Source organism: Planotetraspora sp. A-T 1434 (assembly GCF_025420585.1).
GTDB lineage: Bacteria > Actinomycetota > Actinomycetes > Streptosporangiales > Streptosporangiaceae > JAOEGB01.
In genome coordinates this window covers 1-19,351 of the sequence record NZ_JAOEGB010000014.1, presented here as the reverse complement: position 1 = coordinate 19,351, position 19,351 = coordinate 1, and the positions used below count along the sequence as shown (strand labels likewise).

The following is a 19,351-nucleotide window of genomic DNA, read 5'->3' as shown; positions in this document are numbered from 1 at the left end:
GCCACATCTGTGCTTCCGCGCCCTGACGTTGGAGCGTTCACGCAGACCGTACCAGTTTGTCCGGGTCTTGCCTTCCCTCAGTTTCGTTATGACCACGAGCGGGCGCTGACCGCCGCGACCCCGAACAGCAGCGTGTTGTCCCTGGTCGTGAGGCGCAGGACGGGGTGGCGGCCGAGCACGGTGTGAAAGGTCCCCACGGCGACCCCGGCGGCGTATCCGGCAATCCCGCTTTCCTCATGGGAGAGCGTGACGGATCCGCCCGTGGCGCCGTTCCAGAGGACGAGGTCGATCCTGGCCGGCGCGGCCGAGAGGCCGTCGAGCGGCACCTTCAGCGGCCCCTTGCTGCCGTCGACCACCGTGGCCGTGTCCAGCACCGCGGCCCTGCCGTACGGCTGACGCCCGCCGCCGACCATCACGACCAGGCTCCAGCCGGCGTGCTGCGACTCTCCCCAGCGCATCGACGGGTCGGCGGCCCACCACCGGCCGCCGCCCGCCGTGCCGGCCAGCGAGGTGACGTCGGCGAACGCCTGATAACCGGCGCCTGTGGGCAGATCCCGCCGGACGACCTCGGCCGCGTGGACGGTCGCGTATCGCCGGGCGCCGGGAGCCTTCACCCGGATGTCGCCCGCCGGGATCGCGCTCCGGCCGGTGGCGGACCAGTAGAGGCCCGCCCACAGCACCCTGCTCCCGGCGGGCAGGTCAAGGCGGGCGCAACTGGAGCTGCGGGTGGAGGGGTCGCCGTCGAGGTCCACGGGGACGGCCAGCGCGGACCCAGCGGATCCCGTGCCGCCGGATCCCGTGCCGCCGGATCCCGTGCCGCCGGAGGTGGCGGCGCCCGGGGCACAGGCGGGCGGCTTCGGCGACGAGGTGAGCAGCGTGTTGCCGGCGGCCCGGGTGGTCACCCGCCCGTCGGCGGCGAACCGGGCCGCCGCGCCGGAGGCGCGCACGCCCGCGGCCGACCTCGCCGCCACCTGAAGGCCGCCCGACCTGACGCGAAGATCGAGCGCCCTCCCCGTGGGAGCGTCGGCGGCCACAGCGACCCGCAGGAAGACGGTGGTCGCCTGGCCGGGAGCCAGCGCGCCGTGGCCGCACCGCACGTCTCTGCCAGCCGTACGGCAGGCCCACCCGTCCACCGTGCCGACGGCGACGGCGGGGCCCGAGCCGTGCCCTGAGAGGGTGACTCCTGTGGGGAGTGCGACGGCGGCCTCCACCTCACGGCTCCGGGCCGTGCCCGTGTTGCGGAGCCGTACGCCGATGATGCCGGGCCTGGCCCGCACCAGAGCGCCGACCGGGTCGATGGTCGCGGCCAGGGCGGGTCTTCTCTCGGCGGGCTCCGGCCGCCGGACCGAAAGCCGGGTGACCTCCGGAGACGCCTCGCGCGGCCTCACGTGGGCATCGCGCGGTTTCGCGAGGGCCTCTCGCGGCTCCACGGGGTACGGCCGCCGCGCCCTCGGCCCGTGGTCAGTGGGCGCCCGGCGCGGGTGGTCGGTCTCCCGGCGGGGCGACGAGGGCGTCCCGGACGTCCGCGGAGAACTGTCCCCGGGCGTGGGCGTGCGGAGCGCACCGGCTCCCGGGGGGAGCCCCGGCTTCTCGTCGGCTATGGGGTCGGCCACGACGATGAACGCCGCGCCGGCGAGGGTGGCGACGGCCGCGCCGGCCAGAACGGCGCGATGGGCCGTGGGCACTCGGCGGAACAGGGCGGCCACGCCGTACAGCGGAGTGACGGTGCCCTCGCTCGCCCTGGCCAGCTCCGCGAGGTAGTCGTCCACGGCCGGACCGGCGACGAGCTGGCCGGCGATGACCCGCAGCCCCTGGGGCACGTCGGCGAGCTCGAGGAAGACGGCCCGGCAGTCGATGCACTCGGCGACGTGCTCGTCCACCGCCTGGGCGTCGCGCCGGGCGAGCGCGCCCTCGACGTGCTGGGCGATCTTCGGCAGGATCGGGCGGCACTCGTCACGCGGTTCGCCCTCCCGGTGGAGCTGGAGGTAGGCCTGGCGGAGCCCCTCACACGCCCGCTCGGCCAGCGCCGTGACGCCGCTCGACGACAGGCCGAGCAGCGGAACCATCTCGGCCGGCCTGGCGCTCTCGATCTCGCAATGCCACAGCACCATCCGCCAGCGCTCGGGGAGCGAGAGGTACGCCCTGGCGAGCGGCGTCCGCTCCAGACCGGTGAGCTCCGGGTCGACGTAGACGGCCCCCGGGTCCGCCAGATCGACCTCGCCGACGGCGAGGTAACGGCGGAGCGCCGTCAGGAGGTAGGGACGGAAGGCGGACACGGGGCCGCCGCCGCGCCGGATGACATCGAGGATCCTGGCGAACGTCTCCACGAGGACGTCCTCGACCTCCTCGTCCCCCTCGACGAGCTGGCGGGCGAGCGACCGGGCCGCGACGGCGTGGCGCTGGTAGAGCATCCCGTAGGCCGAGGTGTTGCCCCCTCTGACGGCCTCGAGCAGTTCCACATCGGTTTGCCGAGCTGTACTCATCGCGACCTCTCGATTACGTAGAGTTGCAAGGCCATTAATTCCGCACCCGGCGTCATGGTTAAACCGCAGGCGGGGCTTTACCTGCGGCACCCGTACGCTGAGCACCATGAGTGACCGCGAGAAGCTGCTGGACGAGATCAAGAACAAGGGGGTCGTGCACGGCCGGGTCGTGCTCTCCTCGGGCAAGGAGGCCGACTGGTACGTGGACCTGCGCCGGATCACGCTGGACGGCGTGGCGGCCCCCCTGGTGGGCCGGGTGATGCTGGACCTGACGGAGGGCCTGGACTACGAGGCCGTGGGCGGGCTGACGTTGGGCGCCGACCCCGTGGCGACCGCGATGCTGCACGCCGCGGCGGCGCGCGGGCGCGTCCTCGACGCGTTCGTGGTGCGGAAGGCGGGCAAGGCGCACGGCCTTCAGCGCAGGGTCGAGGGCCCGGACGTCGCGGGACGGCGGGTGCTCGCGGTCGAGGACACGACGACCACGGGCGGCTCGGTGCTGACCGCCGTCGAGGCGCTGCGGGAGGCCGGGGCCGACGTCGTGGGGATCGCCACGATCGTGCACCGCGGCGGCGACGAGAACCTGGCCGCCACGGGCCTGCCGTACAGGTCGGCCTACAGCCTCACTGACCTGGGGCTCTCTTGACCGAGAACGTCTGACGTTCGCCGGGTTGCCCGGCCGGCCGGGGCTTGCCGTTCTCGAGCACCTCGACCGTGCCCGCGTCGTCGAGGACCACGTCGAGCTCCGGCTCGAAGTAGGACGCCTGCTCCCCTCGGCTCAGGTCGCGGTCCATCAGCACGTCACCGCCGGGCACCCGGACGAAGACGGGGCAGATGTCGGCCTGGCAGATGAACTGGACGGTCGGCACCCGGGCGCCGGAGGGCTGCGCCGTGTTCCCCTGGTTCCCGGTGTTTCCAGTGTTCCCAGTGGCCCCTGGGGCCGCCGGGGCGCTCGCGGACGCGCCGGGGGTGGGGGCGCCGTCCGTCCCGAGGGACGTGAACAGCGCCTTCGCGCCCACCACGACGAGGGCGAGCAGCAGCAGGACCGCCAAGCCGACGAGTGCCAGCCTGGCGATGCCCAGCGGGTCAGACCTGTGGCGTCCCACACTGGGGAGATTAGCGGGTGTGAGCGAGATCTCAGTACCGGCGTGTCAACCTCGGGCTACCGCTGGGCGTGGTGACGGCCCTTCGGCGCGGCCATGGCGGCGCGGCGGTTCTTGAGCACCTCGCGGACGATGGGGATGACCGAGAGCAGCACGACGACGAAGACGCCGGGGAGGATGTACCTGTCGATCCCATCGACCCTGGTGCCGAGGAAGTAGCCCAGGAGCAGCAGGGCCTCGACCCAGGCGACGCCCCCGACGACGTTCCAGACGAAGAACCGGCGGGCGTCCATCTCCAGGACGCCCGCGACAGGGTTCATGAACGTGCGGACGATCGGCATGAAACGGGCGGCGACCACGGCCTTGGCGGGGCCGAACTTCTCGAAGTAGTGCTCGGCCTTGTCGACGTGCTCCTTCTTGAACAACCGCGAATCGGGCTTGTCGAAGAGCCTCCGGCCGAACCTCGCCCCGAGGAAATGGCCGAGCTGGGCGCCGGCGACCGCGGCCACGGGCGCGAAGACCAGCAGAGTCGGCAACGACAGCGGCGCGATCCCGAACCCCTGGGCAGCGGCGGCGGTGCTGAAAATGCCGGCCGTGACCAGCAGGGAGTCACCGGGCAAGAAGAACCCGACAAGCAGCCCCGTCTCGGCGAATACGATGGCGATGACACCAATCGTCGCGAAGGCACCGAGCATGCCCAGCCACCACTTGGGGTCAAGAAGGTCCAAGAGCACGTCCACGGTGTGAGCCTACCTGTCCCATATGAGACGAGACTGAGAAGCCACAGGCGCTTTCGGGAAATACACGGTGTGAATTGACCGAAGCATCCGCGCTTCCCTGATCGGCATGGCCTTCGGGATACTGGCCAGCGCCGGTTACCGTCCGAGAAGGAGATGACTTCCGATGCCTATCGCGACTCCAGAGGTCTACGCCGAGATGTTCGACCGCGCCAAAGCGGGCGGCTTCGCCTATCCGGCGATCAACGTGACCTCGTCGCAGACCTTGCACGCGGCCCTTCGTGGCTTCGCGGAGGCGGAGAGTGACGGGATCATCCAGGTGTCCACCGGTGGTGCGGAGTTCCTCTCCGGCACGACGGTGAAGGACATGGTGACCGGGTCGGTCGCCCTGGCCGAGTTCGCCCGGGCGGTCGCCGACAAGTACCCCGTCACCGTGGGCCTGCACACCGACCACTGCCCGAAGGACAAGCTGGACGGCTTCGTCCGCCCACTGCTGGAGATCTCGCGTGAGCGGGTCGCGCGTGGCCTGGACCCGCTGTTCCAGTCCCACATGTGGGACGGCTCCGCCGTACCGCTGGAGGAGAACCTGCGCATCGCCGCCGAGCTCCTGGAGAAGGCGGCCGAGGCGCGGGTGATCCTCGAGGTCGAGATCGGCGTCGTCGGCGGCGAGGAGGACGGCGTCGTCGGCGAGATCAACGAGAAGCTGTACACCACGCCGGAAGACGCCCTGGCGACCGCCGAGGCGCTGGGCCTGGGCGAGCGCGGCCGCTACCTGCTGGCGGCGACGTTCGGCAACGTCCACGGCGTCTACAAGCCGGGCCACGTCAAGCTCCGCCCGAGCGTGCTCAAGGAGATCCAGGAGGCGGTCGCCGCCAAGTACGGCAAGGAGAAGCCGTTCGACCTGGTCTTCCACGGCGGCTCCGGCTCGGAGCTGGAGGAGATCCACGAGGCGATCTCCTACGGCGTGGTGAAGATGAACATCGACACCGACACGCAGTACGCCTTCACCCGGCCCATCGTGGACCACATGTTCAAGAACTACGACGGCGTGCTCAAGGTCGACGGCGACGTCGGCAACAAGAAGGCCTACGACCCCCGCTCGTACGGCAAGAGCGCCGAGGCGGGCATGGCCAAGCGCGTCACCGAGGCCTGCCAGCAGCTCAAGTCCGCGGGCACCAAGATCAAGTAGTCAGGGGAACGGAAGGCCGATCGCCGTATCGGCCTTCCGTTTTCGTGTGACGGATCATTACCGTTTGGGGCCCCAACAGGTAAGACTGTGTTCATGGAAACGCACGAGAACCTCCTGTCCGGGCCGCCGCCCACCCTCCTGCCGGACAACACCGAGGCGCGAGAGATGCTCGAGGCAGGCGCCAAGGCGGCCGACGTGGCCGCGCGCTTCCCCGCTTACCCGGCGGCCTGGGCCATCCTGGCCGACGACTCCTTCGCCTCGGGCCACGCCGTGACGTCGTACGCGTTCGCGCGCACCGGATACCACCGGGGGCTCGACCAGCTCCGCCGGGCCGGGTGGAAGGGCCACGGCCCCATCCCTTGGGAGCACGAGCCGAACAGGGGGTTCCTGCGCTGCCTGTACGCGCTGGGCCGGGCCGCCCAGGCCATCGGCGAGAAGGACGAGGCCGAGCGGTGCGCCCAGTTCCTGCGTGACAGCAGCCAGACGGCCGCCGACGCCCTCGCCAACGGCGAGTAGCCGCACACGGGCGGCCCTTCACGCGGGGGCCGCCCGGTGAGGCGTCTCAGTGAGACGTCTCAGTGAGGCATCGAAATCAGCGCCCGGACATCCCATGTACCGGAACGCTCAGGTAGTCTCTGTTTGCAAGAGGCCCCTGTCGCGCTTGCGCCAGGGGTTTTCGTTTTGTGCGCGGGAGTAAGACCATGCCGGCTGTCGTTCTCGTGGGCGCCCAATGGGGCGATGAGGGCAAGGGTAAGGCCACCGACCTGCTTGGTGGCGACGTTCACTACGTCGTCCGCTACCAAGGTGGCAACAACGCGGGCCACACCGTGGTCATCGGAGACCAGAAGTACGCGCTGCACCTGCTGCCGACGGGGGTGCTGTCCCCCGAGGTGGTGCCTGTCATCGGCAACGGCGTCGTGATCGACCCCGGCGTGCTCCTGAGCGAGATCGACGGGCTCGCGGAGCGCGGGATCAACTGCGACCGCCTGCTGATCTCGGCGAGCGCGCATTTGATCATGCCGCACCACAAGGCCATCGACAAGGTCAGCGAGCGCTACCTCGGCAAGGCCAAAATCGGCACGACCGGGCGGGGCATCGGGCCCGCCTACGGCGACAAGATCTACCGCATGGGGGTCCGCGTCCAGGACCTGCTCGACCCGGGCATCCTCAAGGAGAAGATCGAGGTCGCGCTCACCGAGAAGAACCAGATCCTCACCAAGATCTACAACCGCCGCGGGCTCGATCCGGTGAAGGTCCTGGACGAGTACCTGGCCTACGCCGAGCGGCTCCGCCCGCACATCGCCGACACCTCGCTCGTGCTCAGCAAGGCGCTCGACGAGGACAAGGTGGTGCTGCTGGAGGGCGGCCAGGGGACGCTCCTCGACATCGACCACGGGACGTACCCCTTCGTCACGTCCAGCTCCCCCACCTCGGGCGGCGCCTGCGCCGGATCCGGCATCCCGCCGACCCGCCTCACCCGGATCATCGGCATCCTCAAGGCGTACACGACCCGCGTCGGCTCCGGCCCCTTCCCGACCGAGCTCCTCGACGAGCAGGGCGAGTGGCTGCGGCAGACCGGGCACGAGTTCGGCACGACCACCGGCCGCAACCGCCGCTGCGGCTGGTTCGACGCCGTCATCGCGCGGTACGCCACGCGGATCAACGGGGTGACCGACTTCTTCCTGACCAAGCTCGACGTGCTGTCGGGACTGGAGCGGATCCCGGTGTGCGTGGCCTACGACGTGGACGGCGTGCGCCATGACGAGATCCCGATGACCCAGACCGAGTTCCACCACGCCAAGCCGGTCTACGAGGAGTTCCCCGGCTGGCAGGAGGACATCACCGGCGCCAAGACGTTCGAGGACCTGCCGCCCAACGCGCAGACCTACGTCAAGGCGCTGGAGGAGATGAGCGGGGCCCCGATCTCCGCCATCGGCGTCGGCCCCGGCCGCACCCAGACCCTCCAGCTCCGCTCTCTCATCTGATCCGGCTCATCTGATACCCGGACGGCTGTGCCGTACGACATGGTTTGCGGGCATCCACGCGAGAATCGGGGGATGCCGGGTGATGAGCAGGCGAGACAGTAGGGTACGCCGTTGTGCACGGATACGTTGAGCTACATGGTCACCGGGGAGCGCGCGGGCTGAGGCCCGAGAACACGCTTCCCGGCCTGGCCTTCGCACTGGAGCTCGGGGTCGACGCGTTGGAGTTCGACGTCGCCATGTCGGCGGATGGGGAGCTCGTGCTGACCCACGACCTCATCGTGTCCCCGGTGACCAGCGCCGACACGGGCACCGCGGAGCCCGGGGACCCGATGTTCCCCTACGTGGGCAAGCCGATCATCGGGCTCAGCCTGCCGCAGCTTCGCACGCTCGACGTCGGCGTACGGCTCCCGCAGCGCCCCGACGACGTGTTCGCGGTCACCCAGGTGCCACTGCCGGACACCCGGATGCCCACACTGGGCGCGGTGCTCGGCCTGATCGGCGCCCTGGGGGCCGACCGCGTCCGGCTCAACGTGGAGCTGAAGTCCGACCCGACCCGTCCCGGCCTGTCGGCCGACCCGCGCCGGTTCACCGAGCTCGTCGTGAAGGAGCTGGACCGGCACGACCGGCTGTCGAGGGCCGCCATCCTCAGCTTCGACTGGCGCATCCTGGAGATCGCCAAGCCGCTGGTCGCCGAGAGGTACGCCCTGATCGAGCGGGACACGATGACACCGGCCTGGATGAACGGGCTGGACCTTGCTGACTTCGGGGCTGACTTCGGGGCCGACTTCGGGGCCGGCCATGAGGGCGACATCGCGGCGGCGGCCAAGGCCGTCGGCGCCACGACGCTGTCGCCCGACCGGGAGCTCGTCGACGAGGCGCTGATGGCCGGCGCGTCCCGGGTCGGCCTGCCCGTCGCCGTGTGGACGGTCAACGACCCCGAGGAGGCCGCCCGGCTGATCGACCTGGGGGTGTCCGGGATCGTCACCGACTACCCGGACCGAATGCGCCGCCTCTGGAAATCCCGCGGCCTCCCCCTCCCCGCCCCGGTCACCCCCCTCCGCTCCGTCGACGCCTGACGCCCAGCCGCCAAGAGCTCTACCTTCGGGCCCTGCTGACCCCGTCAGGTCTCAGATATCGAGAGGGCTCCGGAGGGGCAGAGTTGGACGGCGCGGCGGACGGCCGCCTCGCGGGAGCCGGGCGGCTCGGGATCCAGCAGCACGACCGTGCCGTCGTCCTCGCTCTGGTCGAAGACCTCCGGCACGCTCAGCGCGCACATCCCCGCGCCGACACAGCGGCCGGTGTCCGCGTGGATCTTCATGACCTCACCCCCCTACCAGGTGACCGGCAGCCGGTGCACCCCGTAGATCGACATGTTGCTGCGCATCGGGACCTCCTCGGCCGGTACGGCGAGGCGCAGCCCGGGGAAGCGGCGCAGCAGGGCCGGGTACGCGACGCGCATCTCGGTCCTGGCGAGCTGCTGCCCGAGGCACTGGTGGATGCCGTGGCCGAAGGTCAGGTGGCCGTGGGCCGACCGTGTGACGTCGAGGTCCTCGGCATCGGCGAACCGCTCCGGGTCGCGGTTGGCGGCGGGCAGCGAGAGCGTCACCGACTCCCCCGCCCTGATGAGGTGACCGTCCAGCTCGACGTCCTCCAGCGCGGTCCGCACCGGGCCGATGTGAATGATCGTGAGGTAGCGCAGCAGCTCCTCGACGGCGTCCTCCACCACAGCGGGGTCATCGCGTACGGCGGCGAGCTGGGCGGGGTTGCGCAGCAGCGCGAACGTGCCGAGCGCCAGCATGTTCGCCGTCGTCTCATGACCGGCGATGAGGAGGAGCAGCGCCATGCCCGTGATCTCCTCCTCGGTCAGCTCGCCGCCGGACACGAGGCCGCTGAGCAGGTCGTCGGCCGGCTCCACGCGCTTGCGCCGCACCAGGTCCCGCAGGTAGGTCAGGAGGTCGGTCATGGCCGACATCACCTGGTCGGGCGTCGATTCGAGGTTCAGCATCACCGCGGAGTCCCGCTGGAACCGCACCCGGTCGTCGTACGGCACGCCGAGCAGCTCGCAGATCACCAGCGAGGGGATGGGCAGGGAGAACGACTGGACGAGGTCGATGGGGCCGCCCGCGCGCTCCATGGCGTCGAGGCGGCCGTTGGTGATCTCCTCGATCCTCGGCTCCAGCTGCCTCATCCGGCGGACGGTGAACTGGCCGGTGAGCAGCCGCCGGTAGCGGGTGTGCGCGGGCGGGTCCATCCGGAGGAAGAAGCCCGGTGGCACCGGGAGCATTTTGAACTGGGCCATCCGCTGGGGGATCGGCGAGTGGAGGAGCTCGGGGCGGGTGCTGAAACGGGGGTCGGCGAGGACGGCGCGGACCGCGGCGTACCCGGTCACCAGCCAGCCTTCGTGGCCGTCCGGGTACGCCATGCGGCAGATGGGGGCTTCGGCTCGCAGCGGTCTCAGCTCGTCCGGCGGATCGAAGGGGCGCTCACGGACGATGGGATACGTCACCAGACCGGGCATCGCCTCTCTCATGACACGCTCCTTGTCGAGTTGTCAGCTCCTTCCACATAACAGCATCAATTGCATATTTGCACCCACCCGCGGCGAGATCACCGTACGGAAATAGAGCAGCGAAAGGTCAGAGCCAGCCGTTGCGGCGGAAGGCCCGGTGGAGAAGGGTGCAGGCGACGACCATGACGCATATGACGAGCGGATATCCATAGACGGCCTTCAGCTCGGGCATGTGCTCGAAGTTCATGCCGTAGACGCCCGCGATCATCGTGGGGACCGAGATGATCGCCACCCAGGAGGAGATCTTCCGCATGTCCTCGTTGGCCAGCGCGTTCGAGCGGGCCAGGGCGGCCTGCAGGATCGAGTCCGACAGCTCGTTCGAGGCCTGGACCTGCTCGCACACCCGGGAGAGATGGTCGCCGACGTCGCGGAAGTACTCCCGCATGTCGGACGGGATCATGCGGCGCTGGGGAAGCGCGTTGAAGGGCGTCTGCAGGGGGCCGACGGCCCGCTTGAGCTCCAGCATCTCCCGCTTGAGCTGGTAGATCCTGTTGATGTCGCGGGAGCTGACCTCGGCGAAGACGGCCGCCTCGACCTCTTCGAGCTCGGCCTGCATCAGGTCGGCGACGTGGAGGTACTTGTCGACGACGTGGTCGGCGATCGCGTGCAGCACGCCGGTCGGCCCGCGGCTCAGCAGCTTGGGCTTGTCCTCCAGCTTCTCGCGCACGTCGGCCAGCGGGCAGTGTCTGCCGTGCCGTACGGTCACGACGAAGTCGGGCCCGACGAACACCATGATCTCGCCGGTGCCGATGATCTCGCTGCTGGCGGTCAGCACCTCGTGGTCGAGGAAGGCCACGGTCTTGAGGACGACGAACAGCGAGTCGCCGTACCGCTCGACCTTGGGCCGCTGGTGGGCCTTGATGGCGTCCTCGACGGCCAGGGGGTGCAGGCCGAAGACCTCCGCGAGCCACTCGACCTCGGGGGCGGCGGGCTCGTGCAGGCCGACCCACACGTAGGCGTCGGGAACCGGGCTGTCGTTGTTGTGCTCACGGACGAGGCTGACCGCCTCGGGGATGCCGCCGGCGGCGACCTTCTTGCCGCCGATGTACGCGCCGAACTCGACGAGTGAGTTGCTGGGTGGCACGCACTGTCCATCCAGTTTGGCGGTCACGGATGCGCTGAGGCGAGTGGGGAGAACGCGGCTGTGCTTGTTGATGCGGGGGAACAGCGTTGAGGAGCGCATGGCGGTCCCTTCCCGCCCGAGCCGGCACGCTCCACGCGCGACGTGATGTCACCCCTTTATGCAGGCGTGAGCTGCCCCTCGGGCTCAGTTGTGAAGTGGTCGGGAGTGCGCACGACGTACGTGCGCGAGCACGTACTGACGGGATCACCAGAATTCATCCCGGACCACCTCCTATCGCCACGAGAAGGGACGAAGCCCACCTAACTTACCACATCAGTGTCGAGCCGCCCTTTAGCCTACCCCCTATCTGTCCCGTTGATCATGTACTTCTCTGTTCCCAATGGGCGCGACAATGGACAGGTGCGCGTTCTTGTCATTGGTTCCGGGGGCCGCGAGCACGCTCTGTGCCGTGCCCTGAGGCTCGACCCGGCCGTTTCCGAGGTCCACTGCGCGCCGGGCAACGCCGGCATCGCGGAGGTGGCCACCCTTCATCCGGTGGTCCCCACCGACGGCCCGGCGGTCTCGGCGCTGGCCGTGCGGCTGGGAGCCGGCCTCGTCGTCATCGGGCCGGAGGCCCCGCTGGTCGCCGGCGTGGCCGACGCCGTCCGGGCCGAAGGCGTTCCCTGCTTCGGGCCGTCCAAGGAACCCGCCGCGATCGAGGGGTCCAAAGCCTTCGCCAAGGACGTCATGACGGCCGCCGAGGTGCCCACCGCGCGCGCCTTCACCTGTGTCACGGAGGAGGAGGCCGCCGCCGCCCTCGACACGTTCGGCCCGCCGTACGTGGTGAAGGACGACGGGCTGGCGGCCGGCAAGGGCGTCGTCGTGACCGGCGACCGCGACGAGGCGCTGGAGCATGCCGGGGCGTGCGAGCGGGTCGTCATCGAGGAGTTCCTCGACGGTCCCGAGGTGTCGCTGTTCGCCCTGTGCGACGGGGAGACCGCGGTGCCGCTCCAGCCCGCGCAGGACTTCAAGCGCGCCTACGACGGCGACCGGGGCCCCAACACCGGGGGCATGGGCGCCTACACGCCGCTGACCTGGGCGCCGGAGGATCTCACCGACCAGGTCATGGCCGAGATCGTGCTGCCGACCGTGGCGGAGCTGGCCAAGCGCGGCATGCCGTACACGGGGGTCCTCTACGCGGGGCTGGCCCTGACGAAGGACGGGCCGCGGGTGATCGAGTTCAACGCCCGGTTCGGCGACCCGGAGACCCAGGTCGTGCTCGACCGGCTGGAGACGCCGCTCGCGGGCCTGCTGCTCGCCTGCGCGACCGGCGAACTGGCCGCCCACGAGCCTCTGCGCTGGCGCGGCGGCGCGGCGGTGACCGTGGTCGTCGCGGCCGAGAACTATCCGGGGGATCCGGTGAAAGGCGACACCATCGGGGGTCTTCCCGTTGGCGTCGAGAGCGCGGTCGATGGGGCGGTCGCGGGGGCGTACGTCCTGCACGCGGGCACCGCCCTCGACGGCGATCGGCTCGTGTCGAACGGCGGCCGGGTGCTCAACGTGGTGGGCACCGGCGCGGACCTGGCCGAGGCCAGGGCCAGGGCGTACGACGCCCTCGGGCGGATCACGCTGCGAGGCTCCCACCACCGCTCCGACATCGCCCTCGACGCGTCTCAGCGCTGACCCCCGCGCCGACTTCCATGCCGCCCCGCGCTGAGCCGCTGTGCCGGCCCGTACGGCTTCCGCCTGCGCGGGCACGGTGCACACCAGCGGACACCAGCGGACCGGGCCACCAATAGACTCGGCACAGTGAAGCACCTCCACTCCGGCAAGGTCCGCGACCTGTACGAGACCGACGACGGGCTGCTGCTGATGGTGGCCTCGGACCGGATCTCGGCGTTCGACTATGTGCTCGAACCGGGCATCCCCGACAAGGGCGAGATACTCACGCGGCTGTCGCTGTGGTGGTTCGACCAGCTCAAGGACGTCGTCCCCAACCACGTCGTCTCGGCGGACGTGCCGGCGGAGTTCGCCGGGCGGGGCGTGCTGTGCCGCAAGCTGCGGATGGTGCCGGTCGAGTGCGTGGCGCGGGGTTACCTGACGGGGTCCGGGCTCGTCGACTACCGCAGAGAGGGCGTCGTCTCCGGCGTGCCGCTCCCGCCCGGCCTGACCGACGGATCGCGGCTTCCCGAGCCGATCTTCACCCCCTCGACCAAGGCGCCGATGGGCGAGCACGACGAGCCGATGACGTTCGAGCAGGTTGTCGCCGAGGTGGGGCCCGACGTGGCCGAACGGCTCAGGAGGATCACGCTCGACGTCTACACCCGCGGCGCGGAGATCGCCCTCGAGCGCGGCATCATCCTGGCCGACACCAAGATCGAGCTGGGCTGGGACGCCGAGGGTGAGCTGACCCTGGGCGACGAGGTCCTGACGCCGGATTCCTCCCGGTTCTGGCCGCTCGACCTGTGGGAGCCCGGCCACGCGCAGCCGTCCTTCGACAAGCAGTACGTCAGGGACTGGCTCCTGTCCCCCGAGTCCGGCTGGGACAGGACCTCCGGCGAGGCCCCGCCGCCGCTTCCCGGCGAGATCGTCGAGCGCACGAGAAAGCGCTACGTCGAGGCTTTCGAACGGCTGACCGGCGAGCCGTTCCGGAGTTAGTCGCATAAGTCACAAAAGTCACACGGGCATCAGAGTTTCAGGGGTCTTCCATGGGTAGTTCCCCTCGAAACGCCCGGGTTAGCGGCTAGTCTGAGCCGACCGGTCTGGCCGACTGCTTTTGGTCGACTGGTTTGGGCCGACTACTTCGGCTGCCGCCTCAAGCGGGTCCCCACCCTTCCCCCGAAATAGGAGACTCATTCATGGTTCGTTACCGCGTACGCGGTGGCAACGTACTGCGTGGAACCGCCTTCATCCAGGGCGCGAAGAACGCCGTACTGCCCATGATCGGGGCGGCGCTGCTCGCGGCCGACGGCCGCACGGTGCTGCGCAACGTGCCCGTGATCGAGGATGTGCGGCGAGCCGTCGAGCTGGCGCAGGCCGTCGGCGCGAAGGTGGAGTTCCACGAGACCGAGCGGACGCTCGTCATCGACGCCTCCCGGCTCACCAGCCCCGTCCTCCCTGCGGAGATCGCGCGCCGGTTCCGGGGTTCGGTGCTGTTCGTCCCGGCCCTGCTGCACCGGCTGGGCGAGGCGGTCATCGAGGGCGTCGGGGGCTGCAACCTCGGCAGCCGCAACCTGGACTTCCACTACCTCGGCTACAAGCGCCTCGGCGCGATCGTGGACGAGGGCGAGAGCGTCATCCACATCAAGGCGTCCGGGCTCGCGGGCGCCCCGCTCTACCTCGACACGCCGTCGCACACCGGCACCGAGAACCTCATCATGGCCGCGGCACTCGCCAAGGGCACCACCGTGATCGAAAACGCCGCGCTGGAGCCCGAGGTTCTCGACGTCATCGTCATGCTGTCGCGGATGGGCGCCAGGATCCGCGGAGGCGGCACCGGCTTCATCACCGTGGAGGGCGTCGGCGAGTTGACCGCCGTCGAGCACACCGTCATGCCGGACCGGCTCGACGCCGGCGTCTTCGCGATGGCCGCCGCGATCACGGGCGGCGAGGTCAACCTGGTCGGCGCGTCGCTGGAGCACCTCGGTGTGGTCCGGTGGAAGCTGGAGCAGATGGGCGTCGAGTTCGAGACCGACGGGGCGGTCCTGCACGTCCGCCGGGACCGCGACCTCCGGCCGATCAACGTGATCACCGACACCTACCCCGGCTTCGCGACCGACCTGCAGTCGCCGCTGATGACCGTCGCGTGCCTCGCGGACGGCTCCAGCTACATCCATGAGCGAATCTTCGACGGGCGTTTCGCACTCGCCGGCGAGCTGAACAAGATGGGCGCCAAGATCGAGGTGGACGGCAGCCGCGCGGTGGTCCACGGCCCCACTCCCCTCCGCGGGACCGAGGTGACCGCCCACGATCTGCGCTCCGGCATCGCGCTCGTGCTGGCCGGTCTGGCGGCCGACGGAGAGACCACGATCGGCTCCGGATATCTCATCGATCGGGGCCACGCGGCCCTCGCTCAGCGCATGCAGGCCCTCGGCGCGGATGTGGAACGGGAAATTTCCCCTTTGACGGGGGGCTGAGTCCGGAAAGCGATTTCCGCCAGGTTGACCAGCGGAAACATTGAATTTCCTGGAACACTTCCCGCGCCCCCGAATGGAATTCCGGCAAATCCGGGCGTGACATTACGGCCTTATCAAGCGATCGTTCCAAAGAGAAGCCACAACAACGAGGGCAACGTGGGATGGGACGAACATTGGTCGAGCGCACGGAAGACACTCCGCGCGGGTCGCGCCTGGGCACGGTGACGCCGGATCTCACCATTGGCGTGGTGGGGTCACATGACCTTGTCGAGCGGGTGATGCTCATGGGGCACGCGGCGGCCCCGGTGCCCTGCCGGCTGGTCGCGGCAGCCTACCGGGACGAACAGGAAGCGGCGGACAAGGTAACCCGGCTCGGCCCGGGCGTGGACGCCTGCCTGTTCGCGAGCCCGGTCCCCTTCGAGCTCGCCCGGCGAGCCGGGGTCCTGACGATGCCCGCCACGCACGTGCAGCTCGGCGGGGCCGCACTGGTCGCGGCGATCGCCCGCGCGGCGCTGGACGACCGCATCGACCCCCGGCGGGTGAGCATCGACGTGCTCAGCCGTCCGGAGATCGACGAGGCGTACTCCGATCTGAACCTCCCCTCGGGCGAGGTGCACAACCGCGACGAGCCGGGAGCGACCGGCACCATCACGGCCTTCCATGAACGGCTGCTGCGCCAGGGGGTGACCACGGCGGCGCTGACGTGCGTGCAGGGGGTCGCCGACCGGCTGACCGCCGCCGGGATGCCGGCCGTGCCGATCCGGCCGACGTCCGCCGCGGTCCGTACGGCACTGCACACGGCCGCGCTGCTCGGCGCCCGCCACCGGCTGGAGGAGTCGCAGCTCACGGTCGTCCTGGTCGAGGTGCCGACGCTCCGCGAGCCGGTACGGCGGGCCGCGCCCCGCTACTGGCGGGACGAGCTGCGGCTGTCGCTGCACCGCCTGCTCGTCCAGGAGGCCAACCGGATCAACGCGAGTGTGTGGCCGATCGACGACCACAGCTACCTGGTGGTGGCGACGAAGGGCTCGATCGCGGCCGCGACGGATGGGTTCCGGGTGCTGCCGTTCGCCGCCCGGATCCGGGAGGAGCTCGGCCTGGCCGTCGAGGTGGGCGTGGGGATGGGCAGGACCACCCATGACGCCGAGACCCACGCCCGCGGCGCGCTGGCCCGCAGCCAGGGCGGCAAGCAGGCCCAGGGCTTCGCGGTGGACCGGGAGGGCAGGGCCCTGGTGCCGCCGCCCCGGATGCCACCGCAGTCGAACGGACCCGCCAAGCCCAAGGGCGTCGAGGTGCTGGCGCGCCTCGCCGCCAAGCTGGAGGGCGGGGACACGGTCGTGGACGCCGAGGGGGCCGGGCGCATGCTCAGTGTCACTCCTCGCACGGCTCGGAGGTTGCTGCGCACGCTGGTCGACGAGGGACTCGCGTGGCCGCTGCCGCCGAACCGGACTCCCCAGCCCGGCCGTCCGCGTCAGCTCTACCGGCTCATCGTGGAGAAGCTGAACCGCTGATACCGCTCTCAGAGCCGGGGGCTATTGTCATGGCCCATGGGGAAGAACGGTCGTGACATCCGGGTCTGGCTGGCGCTCGCCGCCGTCTACATCGTGTGGGGCTCGACGTATCTGGGCATCAGGATCGCCATCGAGAGCGTGCCGCCGCTGTTGAGCGGCGGGTTCCGGTTCGTCACGGCCGCGTTGGTGCTCGCCACGGTGCTGGTCGCCCGCAAAGGAGCGGCGCCGTACCGGATGACGTGGCGGGAGTTCGGCGGCGCCGCGCTGGTGGGCGTGCTCCTGCTGGCCGCCGGCAACGGCATGGTCGCCGTGGCCGAGCAGCACATCTCCAGCGGCCTGGCCGCGCTGCTCGTCGCCTCGGTGCCGTTATGGCTGGTCGTGCTCCGGACCGTCTTCCGCGACCGGCCCCACGCGCTGACGCTGGCGGGCGTGCTCGTCGGCTTCGTCGGGGTGGCCGGGCTCTCCCTGGGCGGCGGCACGTCGTCGGCGACCCTGGGGGTCGCCGTGTTGCTGCTCGGGTCGGTGTCATGGTCGGTGGGGTCGTTCATCGCGCAGCGGATCCCCATGCCGAAGGACCCGTTCGCCGCGAGCACGGTCGAGATGGTCGTCGGAGGCGCAGTGATGCTGCTCACCGGCCTGGGGATCGGCGAGCGGGTCGACATCGGTGCCGTGACCGGCCGGTCGTGGCTCGCCATGGTCTTCCTGGTGTTCTTCGGGTCGCTCGTGGCGTTCACGTCCTACGTGTGGCTGCTCGGCAACGCGCCGATCTCGCTCGTGTCGACGTACGCCTACGTCAATCCCGTGGTGGCCGTGATCCTCGGCATGGTCGTGCTGGACGAGCGGGTGACCGCGGGCATGATCTTCGCCGGACTTCTGATCCTGATCGGCGTGGCGCTCGTGATCTCCACCGAGCGCCGCAAACCGGCGCCCTCAGTGGAGGAGCCGGCCCTGCGCGAAGTCAGTCCCTAACAGCCGCGGTCAGTCCTTGAACGCCGTGGTTTGCTTGAACGCCTCGGCGGCGGCGAGGAAGGTGTCGTTGGACTCCGGGTCGCCGATCGAGATACGGGCGCCGTCTCCGGCGAAGGGCCGCACGGCCACGCCCGACCCGGCGCAGAGCTCGGCGAACTCCATCGTGCGCTCGCCGAGGCGCATCCACACGAAGTTGGCCTCGGTCGGCGGCACCGTCCAGCCCTGGGAGAGCAGCGCCTCCCGCACCCGGGTCCGCTCCTTGACCACCGTCTCGACCCGCTCCAGCAGCTCCCCCTCGGCCTGCAGCGAGGCCACGGCGGCGACCTGGGCGAGTTGGTTGACCGCGAACGGCAGCATGGTCTTCCGCACCGCCGCCGCCACCGGCGCGTGGCCGATCAGGTAACCCACCCGCAGCCCCGCCAGGCCGTACGCCTTGGAGAACGTCCGTAGGACGGCGACGTTGGGTCGATCACGGTAGAAGGTCAGCCCGTCCGGCACGTCCTCGTCTCTGACGTACTCACAGTAGGCCTCATCGAGCACCACGAGCACGTTCTCCGGCACCCGGTCGAGGAACCGCCCCAGCTCGGCCGTCCGGTTGACCGTGCCCGTCGGGTTGTTCGGATTGCACACGAAGATCAGGCGCGTCTCCGGCGTGACAGCGTCGGCCATGGCGTCCAGATCGTGCGTTTCGTCCCTGAGTGGCACTTCGACGGAGACCGCCCCCGCCAGGCTCACGAGCAGCGGGTACGCCTCGAAGGACCGCCAGGCGTAGAGCACCTCGGCGCCCGGCTCCCCCACGGTCTCCAGCAGCTGCTGCGCCACTGCGACCGACCCCGCGCCCAGCGCGACATGGTCGTACGGCACGCCGTACCGCTCCGCGAGCGCTTCAGTGAGCTTCACCGACCCCGGATCGGGATAACGGTTGATCTCCGTGGCCGCCCGGGTGATCGCCTCCACCACCGACGGCAGCGGCTCGTAGGGGCTCTCGTTGGAGGACAGCTTGTACGACCGGCCCTCTGGGGAGACCACGGCCTTGCCGGGCTTGTAGGCCGGCATGGTGTCGAGGATCGAGCGGAAACGCGGCATGTCCTTACCTTAGGAGATGCCGAGGAGGCCCCCGCAACCCTCCCGCCGGAGGCGTCTTTCCACCGGCCTGTCCGGCGTCTGCGACGAGAGCCTGCCGGTGGCGCCCGCTCACACCTGTACCGCCTCGGCGACGCAAGTCCAGCAACGCCGCCAGCCCAGCAGCGCCGCATGTACGCCCAGGGACACCCGTACGCGTCACCTGCGCGGCCCGTCGGTCGTACGGCTCACCGTCGCTTGCGCGGCCCGGTTCGCTGCCCGGTTCCCGTCGCCGGTGCAGCTCAGCAGGGCCCGCGCGTGGTGGAGTAAGGCCCCTGCGGCTTGGGCAGGGAGCGTGCGCGCGGTTCAGTGTTGGCGTGCTTCCCCGTCAGCGCCGGAACCGTCCGGCGTAGCGGCCTTTTCTGCCGAGGTGGGTGAGGGTCCAGGTGCCGTCGGGATTGCGGTGGGTGGTGTAGCGGTCGGGGTGGGCGGCTTTGTCCCGGTTGTGCCACGTGCAGGCGGGAGCCATGTCCTCCAGGTCGGTAGCGCC

17 protein-coding genes are annotated in these 19,351 nt (G+C 70.3%); 10 read left to right on the top strand and 7 right to left on the bottom strand.

Annotated features, from left to right (window positions below; genetic code table 11):
- Window positions 1–86: 86 nt before the first annotated feature.
- Complete coding sequence (locus N5079_RS19085; protein ID WP_261585285.1) at window positions 87–2,459, bottom strand: sigma factor; 2,373 nt, start codon at window positions 2,457–2,459, stop codon at window positions 87–89.
- Window positions 2,460–2,589: 130 nt separating this feature from the next.
- Here N5079_RS19085 and N5079_RS19080 point away from each other — a divergent pair, with 130 nt between their 5' ends.
- Window positions 2,590–3,126, top strand: a complete 537-nt coding sequence (locus tag N5079_RS19080; protein WP_261585284.1) for an orotate phosphoribosyltransferase — start codon at window positions 2,590–2,592, stop codon at window positions 3,124–3,126.
- Here N5079_RS19080 and N5079_RS19075 read toward each other — a convergent pair.
- Window positions 3,104–3,586, bottom strand: coding sequence for a hypothetical protein (locus N5079_RS19075; protein WP_261585283.1), 483 nt, complete (start codon window positions 3,584–3,586; stop codon window positions 3,104–3,106). The genes N5079_RS19080 and N5079_RS19075 overlap by 23 nt on opposite strands.
- Window positions 3,587–3,642: 56 nt before the next feature.
- Window positions 3,643–4,323, bottom strand: coding sequence for a DedA family protein (locus tag N5079_RS19070; RefSeq protein ID WP_261585282.1), 681 nt, complete (start codon window positions 4,321–4,323; stop codon window positions 3,643–3,645).
- Between the two features lie 163 nt (window positions 4,324–4,486).
- Here N5079_RS19070 and fbaA point away from each other — a divergent pair, with 163 nt between their 5' ends.
- The 4 genes from fbaA (at window position 4,487) to N5079_RS19050 (ending at window position 8,570) form a co-directional block, all read left to right on the top strand.
- Window positions 4,487–5,509 carry a class II fructose-bisphosphate aldolase gene (gene fbaA, locus N5079_RS19065; RefSeq protein ID WP_261585281.1) on the top strand — a complete coding sequence of 341 codons (1,023 nt, stop codon included), beginning with the start codon at window positions 4,487–4,489 and terminating at the stop codon, window positions 5,507–5,509.
- Window positions 5,510–5,602: 93 nt separating this feature from the next.
- Window positions 5,603–6,025 (top strand): DUF3151 domain-containing protein, encoded by a 423-nt coding sequence (locus N5079_RS19060; protein WP_261585280.1) that lies wholly within the window; start codon window positions 5,603–5,605, stop codon window positions 6,023–6,025.
- Between the two features lie 185 nt (window positions 6,026–6,210).
- A complete protein-coding gene (locus tag N5079_RS19055; RefSeq protein WP_261585279.1) occupies window positions 6,211–7,494 on the top strand; it encodes an adenylosuccinate synthase in 1,284 nt (427 codons plus the stop codon).
- A 113-nt stretch (window positions 7,495–7,607) separates the two neighbouring features.
- On the top strand, window positions 7,608–8,570 hold the full coding sequence (locus N5079_RS19050) for a glycerophosphodiester phosphodiesterase family protein (protein ID WP_261585278.1): 963 nt from the start codon (window positions 7,608–7,610) through the stop codon (window positions 8,568–8,570).
- 44 nt (window positions 8,571–8,614) lie between these two features.
- Here N5079_RS19050 and N5079_RS19045 read toward each other — a convergent pair whose 3' ends face one another.
- From N5079_RS19045 to N5079_RS19035, 3 genes are all read right to left on the bottom strand, one after another.
- Window positions 8,615–8,812 carry a ferredoxin gene (locus tag N5079_RS19045; RefSeq protein WP_261585277.1) on the bottom strand — a complete coding sequence of 66 codons (198 nt, stop codon included), beginning with the start codon at window positions 8,810–8,812 and terminating at the stop codon, window positions 8,615–8,617.
- Between the two features lie 12 nt (window positions 8,813–8,824).
- Window positions 8,825–10,024, bottom strand: coding sequence for a cytochrome P450 (locus N5079_RS19040; RefSeq protein WP_261585276.1), 1,200 nt, complete (start codon window positions 10,022–10,024; stop codon window positions 8,825–8,827).
- A gap of 106 nt (window positions 10,025–10,130) precedes the next feature.
- Complete coding sequence (locus N5079_RS19035) at window positions 10,131–11,147, bottom strand: magnesium and cobalt transport protein CorA (RefSeq protein ID WP_261585275.1); 1,017 nt, start codon at window positions 11,145–11,147, stop codon at window positions 10,131–10,133.
- A 399-nt stretch (window positions 11,148–11,546) separates the two neighbouring features.
- Here N5079_RS19035 and purD point away from each other — a divergent pair, with 399 nt between their 5' ends.
- The 5 genes from purD to N5079_RS19010 all read left to right on the top strand — a co-directional run bounded on the left by purD (window position 11,547) and on the right by N5079_RS19010 (window position 17,739).
- Window positions 11,547–12,809: a phosphoribosylamine--glycine ligase gene (gene purD / locus N5079_RS19030; protein ID WP_261585274.1), complete on the top strand. Its 1,263-nt coding sequence runs from the start codon at window positions 11,547–11,549 to the stop codon at window positions 12,807–12,809.
- Window positions 12,810–12,935: 126 nt separating this feature from the next.
- Window positions 12,936–13,784, top strand: a complete 849-nt coding sequence (locus tag N5079_RS19025) for a phosphoribosylaminoimidazolesuccinocarboxamide synthase (RefSeq protein ID WP_261585273.1) — start codon at window positions 12,936–12,938, stop codon at window positions 13,782–13,784.
- Between the two features lie 200 nt (window positions 13,785–13,984).
- Entirely contained in the window at window positions 13,985–15,262 is a 1,278-nt protein-coding gene (gene murA, locus N5079_RS19020; protein WP_261585272.1) for a UDP-N-acetylglucosamine 1-carboxyvinyltransferase, read from the top strand.
- Between the two features lie 278 nt (window positions 15,263–15,540).
- Window positions 15,541–16,770, top strand: a complete 1,230-nt coding sequence (locus tag N5079_RS19015) for a transcriptional regulator (protein ID WP_261585476.1) — start codon at window positions 15,541–15,543, stop codon at window positions 16,768–16,770.
- A 36-nt stretch (window positions 16,771–16,806) separates the two neighbouring features.
- Entirely contained in the window at window positions 16,807–17,739 is a 933-nt protein-coding gene (locus N5079_RS19010) for an EamA family transporter (RefSeq protein WP_261585271.1), read from the top strand.
- 9 nt (window positions 17,740–17,748) lie between these two features.
- Here the strand turns inward: N5079_RS19010 and hisC are convergent, their stop codons facing one another.
- The gene (gene hisC / locus N5079_RS19005; RefSeq protein WP_261585270.1) at window positions 17,749–18,825 is read right to left on the bottom strand and encodes a histidinol-phosphate transaminase; all 1,077 of its coding nucleotides are present in this window, start codon (window positions 18,823–18,825) and stop codon (window positions 17,749–17,751) included.
- Window positions 18,826–19,351 lie beyond the last annotated feature (526 nt).